At 42.3% G+C, this 20,845-nt stretch carries 20 protein-coding genes; 7 read left to right on the top strand and 13 right to left on the bottom strand.

Features of this window, described 5'->3' with window-relative positions; all coding sequences use genetic code 11:
- Positions 1–41: 41 nt before the first annotated feature.
- The 6 genes from T456_RS0116485 to T456_RS0116510 all read right to left on the bottom strand — a co-directional run bounded on the left by T456_RS0116485 (position 42) and on the right by T456_RS0116510 (position 6,658).
- On the bottom strand, positions 42–512 hold the full coding sequence (locus T456_RS0116485) for a YcxB family protein (protein WP_024867113.1): 471 nt from the start codon (positions 510–512) through the stop codon (positions 42–44).
- Positions 513–526: 14 nt separating this feature from the next.
- Complete coding sequence (locus tag T456_RS0116490) at positions 527–1,822, bottom strand: TRAP transporter large permease (protein ID WP_024867114.1); 1,296 nt, start codon at positions 1,820–1,822, stop codon at positions 527–529.
- Positions 1,819–2,346 carry a TRAP transporter small permease gene (locus T456_RS0116495; protein WP_024867115.1) on the bottom strand — a complete coding sequence of 176 codons (528 nt, stop codon included), beginning with the start codon at positions 2,344–2,346 and terminating at the stop codon, positions 1,819–1,821. Before T456_RS0116495 ends, T456_RS0116490 begins: the two co-directional genes overlap by 4 nt.
- A 44-nt stretch (positions 2,347–2,390) precedes the next feature.
- A complete protein-coding gene (locus T456_RS0116500) occupies positions 2,391–3,497 on the bottom strand; it encodes a TRAP transporter substrate-binding protein (protein WP_024867116.1) in 1,107 nt (368 codons plus the stop codon).
- A 142-nt stretch (positions 3,498–3,639) separates the two neighbouring features.
- Positions 3,640–6,345, bottom strand: coding sequence for a hypothetical protein (locus tag T456_RS0116505; RefSeq protein ID WP_024867117.1), 2,706 nt, complete (start codon positions 6,343–6,345; stop codon positions 3,640–3,642).
- Complete coding sequence (locus T456_RS0116510; protein WP_024867118.1) at positions 6,326–6,658, bottom strand: hypothetical protein; 333 nt, start codon at positions 6,656–6,658, stop codon at positions 6,326–6,328. Before T456_RS0116510 ends, T456_RS0116505 begins: the two co-directional genes overlap by 20 nt.
- Positions 6,659–6,961: 303 nt before the next feature.
- On the opposite strand from T456_RS0116510, the gene T456_RS0116515 reads away from it, so the two are divergent.
- Together T456_RS0116515 and fucO are read left to right on the top strand one after the other, a co-directional pair.
- The gene (locus T456_RS0116515) at positions 6,962–7,537 is read left to right on the top strand and encodes a TetR/AcrR family transcriptional regulator C-terminal domain-containing protein (RefSeq protein ID WP_024867119.1); all 576 of its coding nucleotides are present in this window, start codon (positions 6,962–6,964) and stop codon (positions 7,535–7,537) included.
- Positions 7,538–7,713: 176 nt separating this feature from the next.
- Positions 7,714–8,862 carry a lactaldehyde reductase gene (fucO, locus tag T456_RS0116520; RefSeq protein WP_024867120.1) on the top strand — a complete coding sequence of 383 codons (1,149 nt, stop codon included), beginning with the start codon at positions 7,714–7,716 and terminating at the stop codon, positions 8,860–8,862.
- A 151-nt stretch (positions 8,863–9,013) separates the two neighbouring features.
- Here fucO and T456_RS0116525 read toward each other — a convergent pair whose 3' ends face one another.
- Together T456_RS0116525 and T456_RS0116530 are read right to left on the bottom strand one after the other, a co-directional pair.
- Entirely contained in the window at positions 9,014–9,385 is a 372-nt protein-coding gene (locus T456_RS0116525; protein ID WP_155838123.1) for a hypothetical protein, read from the bottom strand.
- A gap of 71 nt (positions 9,386–9,456) precedes the next feature.
- Positions 9,457–9,789, bottom strand: a complete 333-nt coding sequence (locus T456_RS0116530) for a winged helix-turn-helix transcriptional regulator (RefSeq protein ID WP_024867122.1) — start codon at positions 9,787–9,789, stop codon at positions 9,457–9,459.
- A 102-nt stretch (positions 9,790–9,891) separates the two neighbouring features.
- Here T456_RS0116530 and T456_RS0116535 point away from each other — a divergent pair, with 102 nt between their 5' ends.
- From T456_RS0116535 to T456_RS22620, 4 genes are all read left to right on the top strand, one after another.
- On the top strand, positions 9,892–10,098 hold the full coding sequence (locus T456_RS0116535; protein WP_024867123.1) for a 4Fe-4S dicluster domain-containing protein: 207 nt from the start codon (positions 9,892–9,894) through the stop codon (positions 10,096–10,098).
- Positions 10,091–10,681: a 4Fe-4S binding protein gene (locus T456_RS0116540; protein WP_024867124.1), complete on the top strand. Its 591-nt coding sequence runs from the start codon at positions 10,091–10,093 to the stop codon at positions 10,679–10,681. Before T456_RS0116535 ends, T456_RS0116540 begins: the two co-directional genes overlap by 8 nt.
- The gene (locus tag T456_RS0116545; RefSeq protein WP_024867125.1) at positions 10,678–11,067 is read left to right on the top strand and encodes a C-GCAxxG-C-C family protein; all 390 of its coding nucleotides are present in this window, start codon (positions 10,678–10,680) and stop codon (positions 11,065–11,067) included. Before T456_RS0116540 ends, T456_RS0116545 begins: the two co-directional genes overlap by 4 nt.
- Before the next feature lie 282 nt (positions 11,068–11,349).
- Positions 11,350–11,493, top strand: a complete 144-nt coding sequence (locus T456_RS22620) for a hypothetical protein (protein WP_155838124.1) — start codon at positions 11,350–11,352, stop codon at positions 11,491–11,493.
- Between the two features lie 357 nt (positions 11,494–11,850).
- Here T456_RS22620 and T456_RS0116555 read toward each other — a convergent pair whose 3' ends face one another.
- The gene (locus T456_RS0116555; protein WP_024867126.1) at positions 11,851–13,530 is read right to left on the bottom strand and encodes a zinc ribbon domain-containing protein; all 1,680 of its coding nucleotides are present in this window, start codon (positions 13,528–13,530) and stop codon (positions 11,851–11,853) included.
- A 482-nt stretch (positions 13,531–14,012) separates the two neighbouring features.
- Between T456_RS0116555 and T456_RS0116560 the strand changes: the two genes are divergently transcribed.
- A complete protein-coding gene (locus T456_RS0116560; protein WP_035802275.1) occupies positions 14,013–14,609 on the top strand; it encodes a recombinase family protein in 597 nt (198 codons plus the stop codon).
- Here the strand turns inward: T456_RS0116560 and T456_RS0116565 are convergent.
- The 4 genes from T456_RS0116565 to hsdR are packed head-to-tail and all read right to left on the bottom strand — an operon-like array spanning position 14,599 to position 20,773.
- Positions 14,599–16,041 carry a restriction endonuclease subunit S gene (locus tag T456_RS0116565; RefSeq protein ID WP_024867128.1) on the bottom strand — a complete coding sequence of 481 codons (1,443 nt, stop codon included), beginning with the start codon at positions 16,039–16,041 and terminating at the stop codon, positions 14,599–14,601. The two genes, T456_RS0116560 and T456_RS0116565, sit on opposite strands and share 11 nt — an antisense overlap.
- Positions 16,038–17,519 (bottom strand): type I restriction-modification system subunit M, encoded by a 1,482-nt coding sequence (locus T456_RS0116570; protein ID WP_024867129.1) that lies wholly within the window; start codon positions 17,517–17,519, stop codon positions 16,038–16,040. The genes T456_RS0116565 and T456_RS0116570 overlap by 4 nt, the downstream gene beginning before the upstream one ends.
- Before the next feature lie 19 nt (positions 17,520–17,538).
- Positions 17,539–18,450 carry a hypothetical protein gene (locus tag T456_RS22890; protein WP_024867130.1) on the bottom strand — a complete coding sequence of 304 codons (912 nt, stop codon included), beginning with the start codon at positions 18,448–18,450 and terminating at the stop codon, positions 17,539–17,541.
- Complete coding sequence (gene hsdR, locus T456_RS0116580; RefSeq protein ID WP_024867131.1) at positions 18,428–20,773, bottom strand: EcoAI/FtnUII family type I restriction enzme subunit R; 2,346 nt, start codon at positions 20,771–20,773, stop codon at positions 18,428–18,430. The genes T456_RS22890 and hsdR overlap by 23 nt, the downstream gene beginning before the upstream one ends.
- Positions 20,774–20,845: the final 72 nt, after the last annotated feature.

A 20,845-nucleotide genomic window follows, 5' to 3' on the forward strand; every position in this document is an offset into this window, starting at 1 on the left:
CCAATAATTATACCGCTGCCCCCGGGTAATTTCTATTGAATTCAATGCTTTATCTGCCTGCATAGATAGTCAAAGAACTCCTCTTTTTCTTTGCCAAGGACTCTGTTGGTGAGGATGTATCCGTGCCGGTCATCGCTCATCACAACGATCATGTTCTTTTGCCTTATGGCATTGGTGATGCGGCTCCAGGAAAGAGTCTGGGTTCCGCCGTCTGTGGTGACGTACACGCCGCCTGCATCAAAGGCAAGGTCCAGATATCCCGGAAGGTCTTCCAGCTGCTTAACGCACATTCCGTAAGTGGCAATGGGCTGGATAACAGGGAAAAGAAGACATCCCGCAAGGAGGATCGTTCTCATAAGGTCTGACACTCCTCCCCAGTACTTAAGCGTCAGAAGGATCATGGCCACCGTGAAGACCACGTTAACAATCCCCGCCATGGACCTGTAGGTGCGTCTCATGGACAGCTCCCACAGGTCTTTTGCCTTGACATCACATTTATATCTGTATTCCATACACTCTCTCCCTGTTACTTTGTGAGCAGGTTTGGCAGGAACATGCTGATCTCCGGAATGAAGGTAAGGAGCATCAGCACAAGTATCATGCAAAGATAGAAAGGAAGTGTTGCCTTTACAACCTTCTCCATCTTAACTTTACCCACCGCAGAGCCGATGAAAAGCACCGCTCCCACAGGCGGAGTAAGAAGTCCGATTCCGCAGTTCAGAACGATCATGATACCGAACTGAACCGGGGTGATGCCTATTGATGTGGCTATAGGCAGAAGGATAGGCGTTGCGATAAGGATGATGGGCGCCATATCCATGATGCATCCAAGTACCAGAAGGATAAGGTTAAGAAGCAGTGCGATGAGCACGGGGTTTCTTGTGAGGCCGATAATGGCGTTGGCCGCAAGGTCCGGTACATGGAGGGTTGTCAGGCAGTATCCGAAGATGCTTGAGGTGGCGATAAGAATAAGCACGATGGACAGCGTGTCGATGCACTGCTCGAGGGTTTTCCAAACGCCCTTTGCATCAAGTCCTCTGTAAATAAAGACACTGACGATCAGGCTGTAGATTACTGCTATGGCTGCTGACTCCGTTGCGGTGAAAAGACCTCCCACAACTCCCACAACAACGATGATGACCGCAGCCAGTGCCCAGAAGGAAACAGCGAACTGTTTGCCGAATTTCCTGATGTCAAAGGCTTCTCCCTTGGGGTAGTGACGTCTCTTTGAGATGATGTAGGAACCGATCATCAGCGAAGCCGCAAGAAGAGCTCCCGGAATATATCCCGCCAGGAACAGACTACCAACGGACACTCCTCCTGCGCTCATAGCATATATGACCATGTTGTGACTGGGAGGAACAAGCAGGCCCTCGCAGGAGGAAGTGATGGTTACCGCTGTGGAAAAATCGTCGTCGTATCCCTGATCCACCATCATGGGGATGAGGATACTACCAAGGGATGCGGTGTCAGCGGCTGCAGAACCTGAGATTCCGCCAAAGAAGTAGGATGCCACGATATTTACCATGGCCATTCCACCGGTCATCCAGCCAACACAGGAATCCGCAAAGGCTATGAGTTTTTCCGATATGCCTCCGCTTCCCATGATGCATCCCATGGTAATGAAAAAGGGTACAGCCATCAGGCTAAAAGAGCTGATTCCTTTTACCATCTGCTGACAGACGGTAACCAGGGGCAGCCCCTGATATAGAAGGCAAAATGTGGATGACAGTGCAACCGCATAAGCTATCTGAAATCTTAAAAATATCATAACGATAAAGCTTATAAGCAGTATCGCTATGGCAGTTGAATTAACGCTCATTGTGCTTTCCCCTCCTTTACAAAAAGACCCTTCAAATGGTTGTAGATTGCTTCCAGTTCGAAGATGATCATTGCAAATCCCGCAACGGGGATGGGGAAATACATCCAGAATTTTGAAAGCTTAGGGAGTGAAACATAGGCCGCCTTGCTGCCAAGGTTCACGGCATATTTCCAGCCCACGGTGAGCATTATCACTGCAAGACCCAGGACAAAAAAGTCTGCTATAAGGTCCAGTATTTTTATAACAATGGTGGGCAGATATCTGTCAAAGGCCGTCATACGGATGTGAGCGCCGCGCCGTATTGCCAGCGCGGCTGAGAGAACTGCCATGTAGGACATGAGGGTAAGAACTATCTCCTCACTCCAGGCAGGATCGGGAACAAAAGAAACATATCTTCCCAGCACGCTCATGCTGGTGATCAGAATATCCGCCACCAGCAAGAGCTTGCAGATAAAGAGCATTGCTTTGTAGGTCACATCATATACAGGCTTTAACTTATCCACCGTGTTAAAGAAAGAACTCATTTCTCATTCCTTTCTAAGCGGATTTTATCTTCTGATAGGATGTGTTATTTCATATCAACGATCTTCTGATAATAGTCCTCAAGCCCTTTAATATTCTCCTCTATAACAGGCTTAACTGCTTCCTGCCAGGGAGTGATATCATCTACTTCGATGATGGTAACACCGTCAGCCTTGAGCTCTGCAAGAACTTCATTTTCCTTCTCTTCGGAGATGGAGCGGTTGTACTCTGATGCAGCTTTTCCTGCCTCAACAAGAACATTCTGCTGCTCAGCTGAAAGCTTGTTCCATGCTTCGTCTGTGATAACAACCTGGATGGCACCAAGGGTATGTCCGTCAAGGATCATGTAAGGTGCAACCTCAGGGAATGCGTTTGATTTATAGTTTGCGATGGGCTGCTCAGCACCGTCTACAACGCCGGTCTGAAGTGCAGAATAAAGTTCTCCAAAGCTTACAACTGTAGGAGATGCTCCAAGTCCTTCAACCAGACCGTTCATAACAGGGTCGTTGGATACACGGATCTTTTTGCCTGCAAAAGAATCAATTCCGGAAATCTCATAGGATGTGAAGAAATGACGGAAACCTTCCTCACCGTAGAAAAGACCTCTCACACCACTGCCGTTCTCTGAGGACTCCTGAAGGAATTCCTGTGCAAGATCTGATGTTGCGAAATTCCAGAAGTGCTCACGGCTTGTGAAGATATAAGGAAGTGAAAGAAGCATTGACTTCTGTCCGCCGTAACTTGTAAGAGCAAATGCGGAGATACGGGACATATCGATGGTACCGCCGCCTCCAAGCATTGAATCCAGTACATCATTCTCAGAACCAAGAACGCCGCTGGCCTGAAGATCGATGATGATGGAGCCCTTTGATCTTGCCTCAACCTCTTCCTTGAATTTCTGGTCTGTCATACCAACGATGGTATCAAGAGGGTTAACCTCGGCCATTACAAGGGTGATGGCATCAGCTGCAGGCTCTGACTGAGCAGCCTCAGGGGCCTCTTCCTTGGCTTCTGCCTCGGGCTGTGCTGCAAGAGGTGTAGGAGCCTCGTTGATCTGAGCTGTAGGTGCAGCTTCAGGTGCTGTCACACCGCATGCTGTCATGGACATAACTGTAGTTACTGCGAGCAGGATAGAACAAAATCTTTTTTTCATTACACGTAACCTCCCTAACATTGAAATGCGCAGAACGCGCGGACTAAAAAATGGCATTGCCAGAGTTATCTCTGACAATGCCATTATATGTCAGCTGAGGTTGTCTAAAAATCGGACATTCTTAGCATCGGATAGCACATTTTTAATCTTTGATCTCGTTCTCGGATTCAGCATCCTTTTTATACTTCACGTAGAGTTCGCGGCCTCTCTCTCCAAGGACCAGAAGTATCAAAGCCCACCACCAGCTCATCTTTTTAGCGGTCTGCGCCTTTTCTGCAAGGGCTACGTTGCCGTCTTCGATGATGGCTGTTGCATCCTCAATCTTCTCTTCCATCTCCGGGGCCTGTGCAAGAGCAATTGCCTCGTCAACGATCTCTGCGCCTTCGGCTACAGCCTCCTCTGCTCCGGCTCCGCCTGCTCCTGCGCCTTCAACGTTTCCTGCGCCTGCATCGGGAGCCTCTGCCTGAGCGGCAGCTTCATCCTGAATTGTTGCCGTCTGAGTTGCTGCTGTCTGGGTTGCTGCTGTACGGGCTGCTGCGTCTCCACCTCCTGCAGGTGCCTGTGCTTCAGCGGCTGCCACAGCTGCAGGTGCTGCAGGTGTTACCGCTGCATCCCGTCGTGCTCCGGCGCCGTCCGCAACCGTGCCCGCATCTGCCGATGCGCCTCCGGTTCCGCCTCCACCCTGATTACCTGTTGGCCTGAATTTATCTCTTACTGCTTCAAGGTCTGCCTTTGCCTCCTCGAATTCCTGAACAAGTCCCTGATAATTTGCCTGTGCCAGATCCAGGTTGGTGTTGGCCTCCTTCATATGTTCTTCAAGAACCACAAGGGCCTGCTGAACAGTCATCTTGTTGAGCTCTGCTGCCCTCTCGGGAGTTACATCCATTCCAAAGTAGGTAGCGATATCATCCACCTTAAGAGCGGCTACGGCAAGTACGTATCTGCTCTTCTTAACTTCCTTGAGATCTCCTATAGCATCGTTAAGTTTAGCTGCTTCATCTTTTGCCTTATCAACTGCATCCTGGGCCTCATCCACAGCTTCCTGATAGCTTGCGTACTTCCGGGCCAGGATATGCTCAGCATCACCGTTTTCATCCACCATCGCTCTTGCAGCAGTAAGATAAGCGTTATAAGCCTTGTTGTCCTCAACCATCTTATTGTAGATTGCCTCAGCCTCCTCAGCAGTGTGGTTAACCTTAAGGCCGTTCAGGATGGTGTTCTTATACTTGCCGGTAACATCAGCTTCCTTAGCAAAGATGTAAGCTTTTCCTCCGTTGATCACGCTGTTGCTGTTCTGAACAATCTCTTTTACTTCTCTGCCATCCTTGGTCTTCATCACTCCGTTATCGTCAATAATGTCTCCCGAAGCTATGGCATCCTCCAACATCTGTCTGGTCAGATGTACATTCTTGCCGGTGTCATCCTTATAGGCAAATACATCAAAGGCTCCACCGTTGGCCTTTTCATGAAGATCCTTGCCGGTATATGCCTTTTTGCCATAGGTACTTACAAGGAAATTATTGGCTTCGATTTCCTCGGCGGTCTTCTCATATACGGCTATGCCCCAGGCCTTTCCGAGAGTGCTCTCAGCATATCTGTCTTCTCCGTTGGTACGGCTTATTCTGTCGAAGTTAAAGTATCTGGTCTGTATTTTTCCTTTGCTATCCTTATATGTAAGTACGCAGTAATTGTAATTCTGTGAATCAAATCCTCCTACACGATCCCATTTTACATCTGTTATCTTCTCGCCCTCCAGCTGAGGAATGACATAATTAACAATCGTGTCTTTCATCATATCACGCTGCAGATCCCAGTTATAAGTTGTGACTTTGTCAAAGGCATCGACAGTCTTCTTGGCCTCCTGTGCCTCGGTAAGGAGGTTGTCCTCAACATGGTCGAGAGCCTTGGCGAGGTTATCAACCTTAGCCTGAGCTGCTTCGATATCTTCTTCTGCGGCTTCAGCCTTCTCAAGGGCTTCATCCACATTTCTGTTATATGCGTGCTCAAAAACTTCCAATGCCTCTTCAGCTCTCTTGAGCTCAGCTTTGGCGTTCTCGTAGTTCTCCATCAGACGGTCGTAGTAAGCCTTCTTGTCTGCAAGAGATGTCTTGGTATCTGCTACATTCTTCTCAAGCTCCTTGAAAGCCTCCTCTGCTTCTTTCTCTGAAGTAGCTGCATTGATTGCTTCAACAAGGATGTCAGCTTTCTTCTGGGCATCCTCAGTGTCTTTTACCATATCCTGAGATGTGGTAACTGCCTGGGTACCGTTCTCGAGAGCTCTTTCTCCGTATTCTTCAATCTCGCTCTGGGCAACGTCAGCCTCGTGGTTGGCACTGTCTGCAGCCTTAAGGTTATCCTTGATCTCATCCATGGCTTCGGATGCGGCTTCAAGACTTGTAACTGCGGATTCCTCGGTGACATTTCCCTCTTCATCCTTGGTATCTTCCACTACATCTTTTGCAGCCTCGGTGAGCTCCTCGATCGCCTGGTCAGTGATTGTTCCGGCCTCACCCTCTACTACTGCTGCTATTCCGGCTTCTGCCTTGCCCTCAAGGATTGCCTGTGCAGCCTCAGTTGCTTCGTTGACTGCACTGTCCTCGGCAACTGCTGCAGCTTCCTGAACAACCTCAGCCTGCTGCTGAGCCTCTTCAGTAACCGGTGCCGTAACAACGGTCTCCTGTGCTGTAACCTGCTCTGTCTGCGGCTGTGCGGGCTCCGGCTCGTTATTATCGCCTTCTGTAGGACTCGAAGCATAGGCTGTGACTGGGGTCGACAGCGTCATCATAGCCGAGATACCTATCATAAGCGCTGACATTAAATTCTTATTCTTAATTTCCTTCTTCCTCATCTTCTTCGCCTCCTATGCTTTCGAACAGATACTGTAAAACGTCAGGAGTAAACTTGCATGCCTTGAACGCCAGAGATTTCTTCATTCCGTTTTCAGTGTCTTCTCTTACGGTTTCCGCGTACATTATCATGGTCTCAGCAACGATGATCACATCTCTTCCCACAAGGTTGGGAATTCGCTTGTCAACTGTAATGGCGATTCCCAGCGGGCTGATGTTCTTAACCTGCCCGTAATACTTCTCCAGGGTCTTCCTGTCCACGATAACACTGTTTGCTAAAAACTCTACTCTGTTGATGGTTCTGCGTTCCTGCATAATTGCCCCCTTAGTCATTTTTATTATAATTTTTGCTCAATCATAAAACTCATCATAAAATCACCTTAAAATGTTGTTTTTGATTCATTTAAGAAAAGCTTTATAATTAGTTTATTTTACTTCATCATTAATTATAAACCGTTTATTGGGATGTGCAATTGCAAAAATGCTTCAAAAGCATGCTGCTGGCGGGTGACGAGCCCCATCTTCTGCTATAATATTGGAAATGGCTGACAGTCGCGGAAAGCGATGCTACTACGGGGAACGGCGCTGCGGAAGGCAACGCCGCTACAGGAGAAGTGTATGAATAACAGGGGAAAAGAAACAACGGCCGACGCTATCAAGTACAAGCTGGCGGAGGCTGTGAAGGAATGCATGAAGACCACGTCCGTTGAGAATATCACGGTCAAGCAGATCGTGGAGCACTGTGGCGTCTCAAGGCAGACCTTCTACAGAAATTTCATCGACAAATACGACCTTATAAACTGGTACTTCGACAGGCTTTTTGAGATCTCTTTTAACGAGCTGGGAAGCGGCAAGACCCTGAGAGAGGGCCTTATCAGGAAATTCAGATACATCAAGGAGGAGCGGGTCTTCTTCGGGGCGGCCTTTAAGGTGGATGAGCAGAATAATCTTAAGGAGCACGACTTCTTCATGATATTTGAGTTCTATTGCAGACTTATCAGGGAAAAGACAGGCCGGCTCCCCGATAAGAAAACCAGAAAAGTCCTGGAGATGTACTGCCAGTCTTCGATATATATGACCGTTCAGTGGGTACTTAAGGGTATGAAGGAAACGGAAGAAGAGCTTGCTGATCTTATGATCGCAGCCATGCCCAAGATGCTTGAAAAAGAATACAAAGCCATGGGGCTGATCTGAAAAGTGCGGCGTGATGTGCTGCACATTTTAAAGCCCTTGGCGATGGCGATATTTCTTTTCCCATGGAACAGATTCCGTAAAGTGTAACTTACTCTGAACTCCCTAAAATGCTATGCTCTATGTGGATTCGAAAAATCCGTGTAACATAACATATTGATTAATTGGAGGGAGAAAAAATGGCAAACAGAATTTCACTGAACGGAACATCTTATCATGGCGCAGGTGCTATTGCAGAAGTTGTTAATGAGTTTAACAACAACGGCTTCAAGAAGGCATTTGTTGCATCAGATCCCGATCTTATCAAGTTCGGCGTTACTGCTAAGGTTACAGACCTTCTTGACAAGGCAGGCATTTCATATGAGATTTATTCGGATATCAAGCCCAATCCTACAATAGAGAATGTTAAGAACGGTGTTGAAGCTTTCAAGAAGTCAGGTGCTGACTGCATCATCGCAGTAGGCGGCGGATCTTCCATGGATACTTCAAAGGCAATCGGAATCATCATCACAAACCCTGAGTTTGCTGATGTTCGCTCGCTTGAGGGCGTTGCACCCACCAAGAACCCCTGCGTTCCCATCATCGCAGTTCCCACCACAGCAGGAACAGCTGCAGAGGTTACCATTAACTACGTTATCACCGATGTTGAAAAAGAGAGAAAGTTCGTTTGCGTAGATACTCACGATATGCCTTTCGTTGCTATCGTTGATCCCGAGATGATGTCCTCAATGCCTAAGGGCCTTACAGCTGCAACAGGTATGGACGCTCTTACACACGCTATCGAAGGTTACACCACAAGAGCTGCCTGGGAGATGACAGATATGTTCCATCTTGAGGCTATCAGACTTATCTCCAAGAATCTTCGCGGTGCTGTTGAGAACACCAAGGAAGGCAGAGAAGGAATGGCTCTTGGCCAGTACATTGCCGGAATGGGATTCTCAAACGTAGGTCTTGGAATCGACCACGCTATGGCACACACACTTTCAGCTCACTATGACACACCTCACGGCGTAGCTTGCGCCATGTTCCTTCCTATCTCCATGGAGTTCAACCGCGAGTACACAGGCGAAAGACTCAGAGAAGTTGCAAGAGCTATGGGCGTTGAAGGCGTAGACGACATGACTCAGGACGAGTACAGAGATGCAGCTATCAACGCAGTTAAGAAGCTTTCAGAAGACGTTGGAATTCCGAAGACTCTTGATAAGATCAAAGAGGAAGACCTGGATGTTCTGGCAACAGATGCTCTTAACGATGCTTGCTATCCCGGTAATCCCAGAGAGGCAACCAAGGAGCAGGTTATCGAGATGTTCCGCATGCTGATGGCATGATGCAATCAGAGACCCGGCAAGATTGATTGCGTGGTTTCCGATTGAAATTGAAATACACATAAAAAATACGAGCCTCAGGGTCTGTCGACCCCGAGGCTCTTTTGCTGTATACATAATTCATTATATAGAGAACATGAGAAAAAAAGAAACATCATTTTGGCAAAGCGTATCTTTCCCATTCTCGTGTTTCTAACAGATCATCTGAATCATAGATTTCAAAGGAGCCTTCATTTCCGTAAAGCTCATAGGTTATCGCATATACCAGAACGTGGTCATCGTCATGAAATCCAAGCATTGTAGAGTAGTACACACCCGGACTATCAATGTCTGATATTTGTCCCGCCACATTAATTAGGGCATCTTTTGCCGCCTCTATAGATTCAAAAGTTCCTGCGGGCACTTTGGAGTTGGCCTCGATTCCAAGAACCGGCCTCTGAATATCATCCTGCAGAATGAAAATCACCATATCCAATGTAGCCAAAGCCTTTTCCAGATCTTCTGCGTTTATGTATCTTGCAAACATTCTTGCCTCCCTACGTCCTTTTCTTTTCTTCGCGATAAAGCCCCTGAACATTTTCCTTCGTAGACGATTAACTACAAATTCTCCTCTCCCCATTTTTTCAGCTGTAGCAAAATCGGTATCATACTTTTGGCTTTATCGGTCAGTGTGTACTCAACACGTACAGGCATCTCATCATATTGAGTCCTGTTTATAAGGCCGTCACCCTCTAATTCTTTAAGAGACTGAGCCAGCATCGTATTGGTGATCCCGAAGACTGCTCGACGCAGATCTCCATATCTTGCCACTTCATTGTTGTCTATTACGCAGAGGATCATGATCTTCCACTTTCCTCCAACAATGTTTAATACCTTTTTTAATCCGCAGCCTTCGCCTGCGATTTCATCGCATAATGCTTCTTTTTTCATGGTCAGTTTTTCCTTACCAGGTTAATAAATATTGCGTACTTGATAAGTTTATTGTACCACGTATAATTAGCATGTCCAAAAAAATGCGAAAGGAATCTGCATATGGTTAAGAGAAAAGCAAATGTGAATATCGAAAGATGCGTTGCCTGCGGTGTATGCGCTCTGCAGTGTCCAAGGCAGGCGATATCTATCCACAGGGGCTGCTATGCAGCTATTGAAGAGAGTATTTGTGTAGGATGCGGATTATGCGAAAGAGCATGCCCTGCAAGTGCTATTGAGCTGAAAGAGAGGGAGTTGGTTAATGACTAAGAAGAAAAAGCATTGGTACAGCTATTTGTGGATCTGGAGTATAGTTTACTTTTCCCTGGGATTTTTCAATATTCTCTTTGCATGGCTTGGGCTTATTGATTTCATACTGCCGCTGATATTTGCCATCGCAGGAGGCAATAAATGGTTCTGCAACAACATGTGCGGAAGAGGCCAATTGTTCTGGATACTCGGAAGGAATGTCGGATGTTCAAGAAAAAAGCCGGCTCCTAAGTGGTTGTCGTCGAAATGGTTCAGATATGGATTTTTGACATTTTTCATGACGATGTTTGGCACTATGATATTCCAGACTTATCAGGTCTTTGCAGGTGCTGATTCACTGCGTAAGGCCATCAAACTTTTCTGGACTTTCAGGCTGCCATGGAACTGGGCATATTCCGCCAGTCCTTTTCCTGACTGGGTAGCCCAGTTCGGTTTTGGTTTTTACAGCCTTATGCTCACATCCACTTTGATCGGGCTCATCGTGATGGTACTATATAGAGAAAGGACCTGGTGTACATTTTGCCCTATGGGAACCATGACACAAGGTATCTGTAAGATAAAAGAAAAAGGAGCGTCAAAATGACTATAGAAAAAAGAGCTGATATTGCAGCAGAGTTAAAGGCTACAGGCCAGTGTAACTGCACACAGTCTGTGCTTAAGGTTTTTGAAGATAAGATTGATGTTGCTCCGGAAGAGCTTTCAAAGCTTGCTTCCGGATTCGCTGCAGGAATGGGCTGTATGGAGAGTACATGCGGTGCTCTTATCGGTGCAGTTATGGTTGCCGGCATGATCACGGATGGAAAGGGCACCCCCAGGTATTCCAAGGATCTGGTTAAGAAATTCAATGATAAGTGCGGTGCAACTATCTGCAAAGATTTAAAAGGAATCACCACCGGAAAGGTTATTTGCGAATGTCCTGATTGTGTAAGAAATGCAGTTATTTCCCTTGGCGAGGTAGTAGAGTCGTAGTTGAACTTGGGAATATGCATTCAGATCCGAAAGCAAACTCGTGTGGAGCGCGTAGCGCTCTGAGGGCAAAGGGCGAACTCCCTGAAGAGGGTGCTTGGCTAGTATTACCCAAGCACTTTTTTCACATCTTTTATAATCCCTGTATTTATCGGTATTTAGTACCTCTTTTTTGTGATTATTCTTTTGCCACATTTCACAATTCTGTTACTTTTTCACATTCTTATTCCGGTCAAAAAAAGCTATAATGACCTTGCACAGAAACATTTGTGTGGTGGTGTCCACATGAAAGGAAATAAATATATGAGTAATAGAGAAATCGCAATGGAGCTTTTGAAACAAGTACCTGAAGAAAAGCTCTACTATATCATCGGTGTTATAGAAGGAGCTTCTATAGTATCTATTTTCTTATTATTCTCATCAAATTGAAATTCATATTGTTCTATCTGGTTTTCAAATAACAATTCCTTGACTTCATAGAAAACCTCATCTAAAAAAATTTCAGGTCCTGCATGTGCTATATTACAAAACGTTGCTTAAATCGTAGGATTCGGAATAGAATCCTACGATTTGAAAACAACGGAGCATAATATATCATTTTTGAAAGTACTGTCAAATCATATGAAAAGCCCCTCGCGATAATGCAAGGGGCAGTAATTTATCAATTTATATCACCATATTTTGTTGATTTGCATCCTTCAGATTGTAGTTTTTCAACTTTTACGAAAAATGCATTGACCTAGTTATAAGCACCTATATTAAAGTAGATGCTTATGACGATGTGTTTTACTGTGGATTGTAGTAACCTGAATATTCGCCCTTTGTTATCTGAACAGAGTTTCCGTCATTGGGATAATAAATCACTTCACAGGACGTACATTTATAGGTGATGCTGCCATCACTGTTTTTACTATATGATTCAGAATCAATATAGTCATCGTAAACGATACCGTCAATAGCTAAATCAGCTGTACCGTCGTCATACCAAACAAATTCTAAAGAATGACCTCCCCCGGACTGTTCATATAAGGTGTATGTTTTGTACCATTCCTTGTCAAAGTCTATATCAGAGGATATCTCACTTGAACTTTCTGATTTTGAATAATAAAATACATTACCAGTAGAATAATCCATAGGAAGAATATCTGGATTACTGCCTAGTGCTTCTGTAAAATGATCAGGATATGTAAAGCCGCTAAAATCCATTCGATCATTATAGAAAGCAATTACCCCATCACCGCCATAGCCAGAGTTAATAGCCTCGGGATCAAATCCGCTTTTAAGCTGACAAGCATATGCGCCTTCTGATATCATACTGTATTCTACAATTTCATAGGTGTACTCTTCAGAAATATCAGTATACTCCAATGTAATTTTTGCTGAGGTTGCTTCTTTTAGCGTAATTGTTGATCTTAGTTCTTTACTATAAGCTGGCTCTCCTTCATGAAAAACTGATAGGAAAGCCTCAATCTCAGCCATTTCTTTAGCAGTCTCTTCCTCTGCCTTTTTCTTAGCTCCTTCTACGCGTTCTTTATACCGCTTTTCCATATCTTTATCGCTTAATTCTACTAGTTTTTGAGAACCATTAAGGTACGTATTGTACTTAGCTTTACCTATATATTGGCAAGTAATTGTTGACTCCTGATAATCATCATACTTGGGCCTTACTAGATAAGCTATGTATCCATTCCCATACTTTGCAACGCAGAGGTTGTATCTGTAATCCTCTGTATCAAATACTACATATCTACTTCTTTTGTCAAAAACCTCAGAAAGCTTAACGCTGCCACCTGGAAGTATATAAGAAGCAACTGCTTTCCCATTTTTCTTACCGTAATATGCGAATGCATTATTGTTCACTACATATTTATCATACTTAAGTCCTTCGCACATTCCCCAAGTACCTCTGCCGCTCACCTGGGAATAATCAAGATCCATTTCGTCTGTAAGCTTACTCTCTTTTACTTCAATATAGTTCAGCTTATTACATTTTGGCGCTTTGCTTACCTGTTTGCTTCCACCGCTAGCACCTGAAAAAATATTAAAAAATATGATTATTGCAACAACTAAAGCAGCTGTTATAATTGAGTTTCTGTAGTGATTTTTTGTAAAAAAATTTTTAGCATCTTTAGTTTTTACCGTATCTTTAATGTCATTTACAAACTCGTTTGTTGTATTCCTTGCCTTTTCTGCATACTGTCCTGCTTGACCATTTGTTGCATCATTAATAGAAGCGCCTAACGACTTAGCACCTTCTTGCGCTTTAGAGATAACATCATCCAGTTTTCCATTGGTTACATTGTTTATTCTCTCACCTGCATTCTTGGCTGAATCATTTATAATTTCTGATGCTTTTGAAATCTTGTCTTTTATCGTTTCTGACACATCACCATTAACATCCTTCCCACATTTGGGGCAAAATATAGCATCATCAGGTAATTCATTTCCACAATGCTTACAGAACATTTCCAGACCTCTCTTCAAATATTTTTTAATAGAAAAAAAACATGCTACTTTATATTTTATCAACGAAATATTAAAAACTTCTTAACGGCTCATAAACACTCTATGATTTATGATCGTTTTTACTCCCGGCGTCATTATGATTAGAAGGCTACGCAACTTTTACATCTCTTTAAATGAAATTCAACTTTTTTTCTTTAAACTTATTGGCCACCAAGCTGATAGACTATGATCTTGAACCCCAAGTAAGTCCTGTGAATTTTTCAAACAGATAAGTTAATCTTGGTGTTCACAAAAACAGATGTTTTCATGTACACTTTTTCTCAAAAATCTGATATACTACTCTTAAGAAATCTCTACGTGTGATTTTCAGTATTCTCAAGGCTTAGAAGTCTTTTTCGATAATCTGAAAATCGCATAATATTTTTGTCAAGTTGTTCATTTTATTAAGATAACCTTTTATTGAACACAGAAAGGAATCTATAATGCCAAAAATCTATGGCTATGCTCGCTGCTCTACCAATGAATCAAAACAGGATATCAACAGGCAGAAAAGAGAGCTTAAAAAGCTTGGAGTTAAAGAAGAAAAAAATATCTTCTGGGAATATGAATCCGGTACTAAATTTGATAGAGCTGAATTCCAGAAACTTTTAGATGTACTATCCCAGGGAGATACAATCATTACTACAGAAGTATCCCGACTCACTCGATCCACAAAGCATCTTTGTGACATAATGCAGCTTGTACAAGACAAAAAACTTAAGCTCATCATCGGTAGTTTTGTCATTGACTGCAGAAAAGACGAAATAGATCCGATGACAAAAGGTATGCTCATGATGTGGGGAGTTTTTTCTGAGATGGAAAGAGACATTATTTCCAAGCGAGTAAAGTCTGGAATAGAGAACGCAAAAGCCAAAGGAAAAAAGATAGGCAGACCGAAAGTTGATGCTTCCAATCTGCCAGATAAATTCTTAAAGTATTATCCTATGTATAAGAATGGTAGTATGAATATTACTGATATTGCTAATGTTCTCAAATGCTCAAGAACAACAATATATAAGTACATACGTCTTATGGAGTAGCTAAACGATCACAGTATGGTAATAACTCCTCTAATTTTGATACTATACGTTTTTGTTCCTCATATGGAGGTAATGGAATCAAAAGGTTTCTTAATGTGTTTAGCCCAACTGTCTTTTGAGCAATTCCAGTCGAAAGCTCATCGCACCTTCTTTTAATATAAGGAGACTGAAGTACATAAAAAATATAGTTATGTGATGATAATAGTTTTAACAATGCTATATGACGCTGAAAACAAAATTTTTCTTCACTATCTACGCTAATCACAATGCCATATGAGCCTGTAACCGTAAAAAGAATATCCCCTTTCTCAGCTATCCTATCATCAGATAAAGACAAAAAATAATTTTCTCCAACATGACGAGTATTTGATAAATCCAAGTATCCGGACGATACATTTGAAATAACAACAAATGGGTATCCATCAGATGTTTGTGGTGGTGGTTGGTGATCGCCATCAGTTATGCTTTTACATAACTCCGAGAGCCTTACCCATTTCCAGTTAGTTGGTATGTCAAATGGAATCTCGTCTTCTGTTATTCCAGCTAAAAGCTTTTCTTTTTTAATTTTTCCTTCTTTAATCAGCTTCTGCTTTTCTTCCTGTATTTTCTGATAAAGCTCTTCAGCGGTTCCTTCTTCTGATCGCTGCTCCGCTAATTTGCCCTGAATAGCATACTGAAGAATGGCCTTCTTCATCTCTTCTGGGAACTTGGTATTGAACTGTTCCAACTTCTCATAGGCTTCAGCATAGTGTTCAACATACGGAAGGAGTTCCTCTATCTTAGCAACGATACGATGCTGCTCTTCTAGAGGCGGAAGGGGAATAATCTGATTCTTTACCACTTCTCCAGTGATGGCTACAAAAGTTGTTCCTGTTGCCTTTTTAATAAATGTATCTTTAAGGCATCTCAAAGAATAAAGAGCGAATTTTTCCGTCATTCCGGCTAATGCTTTAACAGCGCATAACCCTCGTCCTATACATAGTTCTCTATCTGTAATATTAACAATTCCAACTGGTGCTCTGACACATAGCAAAACTGAATTTGGCTCTGCTATTTTGGATGGCTCAGATGTAACTTGATCCGATTTAAGAATATAGTCCTCACCAAAAAAAACCTTTCCTTGGTGAAACTCCATACCATTAGAACCTTTTGTTACGCTTTTTCCATCGGGCGATTGACCCATTGTAATAGCGTAGACATCCCCTATGCGAGACCATTTCCATGTATCGGGAATATCAAATGGAATTTCATCCTCTGTAATCTCTGCAAGAGGCTTTTCTTTTTTGATTTTTCCATCTTTTATCAGTTTCTTCTTTTCTTCTTGTATCTGTTTATATAGTACTTCAGCATTACCTTCTTCTGGTCTCTGCTCCACCAATTTACCCTGAATGGCATATTGAAGAATACTTGCCTTTAATTGTTCAGGTGTCATTCAACAGCACCTCCCGGAAGTAATACCTCAAGTTCAGCAAGGACTTTATCAATCTCTGCATTAAGACTGGCACGCTTTTCTTGATAATTTTGTATTGTCTCCATAGGAGAAAGTACCTCTTCTTCCTCATGAGGATATCCGCAGAGATCAAGGTTGCATTCCTGCTCATTCAGAAGGAAATCTGCTGTAAACTTCTGTGCCTTTGGACCATCTTCAAGCATGATCTCTTTTCTGTCATTCCACCAAGCTATTGCATCATCAAAGTGCTTAAGCTCCATAGGCTTTGTCTTTGAGAAATGCTTTCTATCAGTAGGCATATCTACTCTATAGAACCAAGTCTCTTTTGTTGAGCCGGTATTATCAAAGAAAAGGAGATTCGTAGATATTGATGTATATGGACTAAATACGGATCCAGGGAGTCTTATAACTGTATGCAGGTTAAACTCAGTAAGAAGCTTTGTCTTTATTGCTACTTTTGCATTGTCAAGGCCAAACAAGAAGCCATCTGGTATGATTACAGCTGCTCTTCCGTTCTTCTTTAAGCGGTACATGATAACTGACATGAAAAGATCTGCCGTTTCTGAAGAAGCAAGATCATCAGGGAAAAATCCCTGAATGGACTTATCTTCATGTCCTCCATATGGGGGATTCATAAGGATTACATCAAATTTATCATCATCTGTATAATCAAGAAGATTTCTTCTCAGTGAATTATCATGATAGATATTTGGTACTTCAATATCATGTAGGAGCATATTGGTAACACAAAGAAGGTATGGAAAAGGTTTCTTTTCAATACCATAGATACTATCATCAAATTGCTTCCGTGCTTCTGTATCTGTTACCTGCTTCTGGAGCTGCCCAAGCCACGATGTAATAAAACCTCCTGTTCCGCATGCAAAGTCAGCCATCTTCTCTCCAAGCTTTGGCTGTATCATAAGAGCCATAAAATCTGTTACAGCTCTTGGTGTATAGAATTCACCAGAAGATCCTGCAGACTGAAGATCTCTCAGGATTTCTTCATAAACAAAGCCAAAGTCATGGCTTTCTTTTACATCATCAAATTCTATCTCATTGATTACATCAATGACCTGACGAAGATATACTCCGTCCTTCATATAGTTGTTCGCATCTTCAAATGTAGACTTTACTATCGCTTTCTTTACCGGCGTAGAAGGATCCACAGATAGATTTTTAAGAGTAGGGAACAGTTTGTTGTTTACAAAATCAAGAAGCTCATCACCAGTCATTGCATGACCGTTATCATCGGCAACAGCCCAGTTTCTCCATCTGCAATCCTCTGGGATGATGGATGTATAGTTGTCCTCATTAAGTTCCCAGTCATCTTCTTTTGCATCATATACCTTAAGAAAGAGCATCCATACCATCTGCTCAATTCTTTGCGCATCACCATTGATACCAGCATCCATACGCATAATATCCCGTACTCTTTTAACAAACCCTGCTTGTAAAGCCATTTCTCCTCCTATTTATCCATCATGGAATACCGTATTTTTTCTTTATATTTGTAATTTCCTGATATTTAACGTACCAAGCTATCTTTGGCAAATTTGCATTCCGTTTCACAGCACATCTTTTGCAGTGTTGTAAATTACATGCCAACACATAGTTCACTGGAACAAGATTCGCACTTCCACAATTTTGCTTTAGATGCATAACCCTTGGCCTCTTACTCGCAACATATGCCGTATATTCTCCATATACCCCTCTATTAACATCGTCCGTACAAGGATATCCATCTCTTATAAAAGAACCCTCAGGTATTTCTACAAAATATAACGGATCTTTATTTGCATACATTTCATAGTATTTTTGCCTTTCTTTTTCAAATTGTTCTTTTTCCAATTTCCTTTTTTGTGAAAGCTCTTTAGCCTTTTTATAAGTATCTCGAGCAGAGCTTACTATTGAGACCACTGTCCCCCAAGCAATCGCTCCGATAATTACCCATACTACTGCAATCACAACGGGATTTTCCTTCTTTTCATCATCAGTACTTTTCTGCACATTCGCACTTTCCGATGTTTGTTTATTAATCTTTGTACTTTGATTTTTTGTGCTTAAATTTCCACCTTCACTCTTTTCCATCTTTTCATGTAACGGCTCAGGGCCATCATATATAGGTGGATTACAATCCTCACATGGATTATACCCATGCACGACAACTGCTTCATAAAGAGTTATTTCATAATCGCTCCGTAAGTGATAGCACCCCTCTCTGTGATAGCACTTTCCCGTAGCAGTAATATGAACGATTGTGTTGCCATTATCTGCCAGAGCAATAATAGGACTTGCATTGATACCTATGATAAGCACAAATCCCATCACAAGAATCAGCCTATAGCACCAATATAAAATCTTTTCTTGCTTAAATTGCACTAGTTTCTTCATATAGGCTTTCTTCCAATTCTTTTACAGCCTTTTCATAATTATCCTTGCCACCAAAGAGCTTTACTATCTTTGCCGGTTTTCCATAATCTGCAAAATCAGCCAATGAAAGGACCTTGATATCTTCTACTTCTGTAATACCCTGGTTCATGTACTTATCTAGTAAGATCTCAAGAACAGCCCTTGCATCCCCGGAATACTTTGAGAAGAAATCACGCTTCTTGACGTTATTTGCGCGTTCTGCCCTTGTAAGCGGCTTCTTGCCATATGCCACATAGCAGATAAAGTCAAAGTCATCAACATCTGACATACCCTGGTCTTTTTTTAGCGCTGTTATATCAATTCCCCTCTCAGCAAAAGCTTCTTCAATCGCTTTTTTCTTATTGGATTCTTTCCACTTACGGATAAAATCTGAAAGCGAAGCATATTCGCCTTTTATATTTGTTCTCGTGTAATCGATGATATCCTCTTCTCGAAGAAGTTTTCCATCCACATCATAAACAGAGACTCTCTTATTTATGATTTTTACGTGGCATCCATCTTTATCTACTATCGGCGCAGCCAGTTTAGTAGGATCAATAGGAATAACTGGTCCATCCGAATATGGTGTCCTCGGATGGTCTTCCGTTCCTTTATGCTTAAATCCTTCATCCTGCTCTATAGGTCCGTCCCAATCTGGATCTGCAAACAATCTTGTTACGTCTCTGAAATCCATTACAACAAAGTGAGTCTTACCTTCTTTTTCAAGGATTCTAGTACCACGACCTATTATCTGCTTGAAAGTTGTCATACTCTCTATCGTCTTATCAAGCACTATAAGTTTTGTCATCTTACAGTCAGCCCCTGTCGAAAGCAATTCCGATGTGGTAGCTATTACCGGATATTTCTCTGCTACTGAAATAAATGGTTTGAGTTTCTTTTTTCCATACACATCACTACCCGTAATACGCACTATATAATCAGGGTTTTGCTGGCACATATCTGCATTAAGATTAGTTAATGCAATCCGCATTAACTCGGCATGGTTTTCATTAGCGCAAAAAACTATTGTTTTTTGCATACGATCAGTGCTCTTTAAGTATGCTGTTATCTCATCTGCAACTTGATTTATCCTATCCTCAATGATGATATTGTAGTCATAATCTCGGTTATTATATATACGATCCGGAATAGGTTCTCCATTAATATCCAGCTGTCCTTTATAAGGTCTCCAACCATCACCGATATTTGTAGTAATATTTATAACTTTGAATGGCGACAGAAACCCATCTTCAATTCCCTGTTTTAAACTGTATGAATAAACAGGTTCTCCAAAATAATCAATATTAGATATCTTTTCACTCTCTTTTGGAGTAGCCGTCATTCCTATCTGAGTTGCTGATTCAAAGTACTCCAAGGCCTTACGCCAATTACTGTCATCTTTCGCGGAACCACGATGACACTCATCTACTATAATGAGATCAAAATATCCAGACGGAATCTGCCTAAAGTGCTCTTCATCATTCTGACCCACCATTTGTTGGTATAACGCAAAATTAACTTCATGGGACAGGATATTAGCAAGGCATTCTTTATCCGAAAAGTCTATTTTATAAGTTGTCTTTTCAAGTGGTGAAAAGTCTTGTGTTATGCTCTGATCCACAAGTATATTCCTGTCCGCAAGATACAGAATCCTCTTTTTCATACCGGCTTTAAGAAGACGATATACAATCTGAAATGCAGTATATGTTTTACCTGTACCAGTAGCCATAACAAGAAGCAGCCTCTGCTGTCCTCTTGCAATAGCCTCAACCGTCCTATTTATAGCATTTCTCTGATAATATCTTGGTGGAAATGTTTTTTGTGAAGAATAATATGGCTGATTTACTATCTTCTTCTCTTCGTCAGAAATACCTTGTCCATCATGTATCTCAGAATAATATCTTGAAAACAGCTCCTGCTGCGTTGGGAACTCATTAAGCGGAATCTGTCTCTCTTTACCGGTTAAAAAGTCATGCTCAAAAAACACATCTCCATTTGATGAATATGCAAACGGAAGATCCATCATCTGTGCATAGGCCATAGCTTGCTGAAGCCCAAAAGATGCGGAATGATTATTGTCTTTCGCCTCTACAATTGCAATAGGCTTACCGTCGTTCAGGTAAAGCATATAATCAGCATATTTAGGCTTATTACGGGCAACCATATTACCTTTGATATTGATCTGTCCATCGGTAATCTTTGTCTCCATAGTGATATGGTCTGACCAGCTTACCTGAACTGCAGGAGTAATATAATTTAGCTTTATGTCTTCTTCAGACATTTGTTTTTTGCTAAGAATGGTCATAAAACCAGCCTCCATGTTTGATGAAAACTAATAAAACACTCATTTATGACCCATTAATTCTACCATATATGA

The organism is Butyrivibrio sp. FCS014 (genome assembly GCF_000526935.1).
GTDB lineage: Bacteria > Bacillota > Clostridia > Lachnospirales > Lachnospiraceae > Butyrivibrio.